At 57.5% G+C, this 1,599-nt stretch carries 1 rRNA gene; it reads left to right on the forward strand.

Annotation, left to right across the window (positions count from 1 at the left end):
• Window positions 1–1,599 (forward strand): 23S ribosomal RNA (locus tag AC5RWX_RS33085); the annotation flags it as partial.

The raw sequence follows: 1,599 nt of genomic DNA on the forward strand, positions 1-1,599 counted from the left end.
TTATCCAAGCCTTCGTGGTTCAGGAGCGCTGGTGGGTAGGGGAGCGTCGTGTGGGCAGTGAAGCTGCGGCGGAAGCCAGTGGTGGAGCCTACACGAGTGAGAATGCAGGCATGAGTAGCGAAAGACGGGTGGGAAACCCGTCCGCCGAATGATCAAGGGTTCCAGGGTCAAGCTAATCTGCCCTGGGTAAGTCGGGACCTAAGGCGAGGCCGACAGGCGTAGTCGATGGACAACGGGTTGATATTCCCGTACCGGCGAAAAACCGCCCATGCCAAACCGGTGATGCTAACCGCCCAAACCGTCCGTGTGTGCCCTTCGGGGCCAGTGCGGGCGGGGCGCGCGGGACCCGATCCGGGGAGGTAAGCGTATTAACAGGTGTGACGCAGGAAGGTAGCCGAGCCGGGCGATGGTAGTCCCGGTCCAAGGATGTAGGGTGAACGGTTGGCAAATCCGCCGTTCGTGAAGCCTGAGACCCGACGGGACCCCCGCATGGGGGGATTCGGTGATCCTATGCTGCCGAGAAAAGCATCGACGCGAGGTTTTAGCCGCCCGTACCCCAAACCGACACAGGTGATCAGGTAGAGAATACCAAGGCGATCGAGAGAATTATGGTTAAGGAACTCGGCAAAATGCCCCCGTAACTTCGGGAGAAGGGGGGCCCGGACCGTGACAAGACCTTGCGTCTTGGAGCGGGTAAGGGCCGCAGAGACCAGGGGGAAGCGACTGTTTACTAAAAACACAGGTCCGTGCGAAGTCGCAAGACGATGTATACGGACTGACTCCTGCCCGGTGCTGGAAGGTTAAGAGGACCTGTTAGCCCCTTCGGGGGCGAAGCGGAGAATTTAAGCCCCAGTAAACGGCGGTGGTAACTATAACCATCCTAAGGTAGCGAAATTCCTTGTCGGGTAAGTTCCGACCTGCACGAATGGAGTAACGACTTCCCCGCTGTCTCAACCATAAACTCGGCGAAATTGCACTACGAGTAAAGATGCTCGTTACGCGCAGCAGGACGGAAAGACCCCGAGACCTTTACTATAGTTTGGTATTGGTGTTCGGTGTGGCTTGTGTAGGATAGGTGGGAGACTGTGAAGCCCGGACGCCAGTCCGGGTGGAGTCATCGTTGAAATACCACTCTGGTCACTCTGGACATCTAACTTCGGCCCGTAATCCGGGTCAGGGACAGTGCCTGATGGGTAGTTTAACTGGGGCGGTTGCCTCCTAAAGAGTAACGGAGGCGCCCAAAGGTTCCCTCAGCCTGGTTGGCAATCAGGTGGCGAGTGTAAGTGCACAAGGGAGCTTGACTGTGAGAGAGACATCTCGAGCAGGGACGAAAGTCGGGACTAGTGATCCGGCGGCACATTGTGGAATGGCCGTCGCTCAACGGATAAAAGGTACCTCGGGGATAACAGGCTGATCTTGCCCAAGAGTCCATATCGACGGCATGGTTTGGCACCTCGATGTCGGCTCGTCGCATCCTGGGGCTGGAGTAGGTCCCAAGGGTTGGGCTGTTCGCCCATTAAAGCGGTACGCGAGCTGGGTTTAGAACGTCGTGAGACAGTTCGGTCCCTATCCGCTGCGCGCGCAGGAAATTTGAGAAGG

It is taken from the genome of Arthrobacter sp. SPT-J7, from assembly GCF_059089965.1.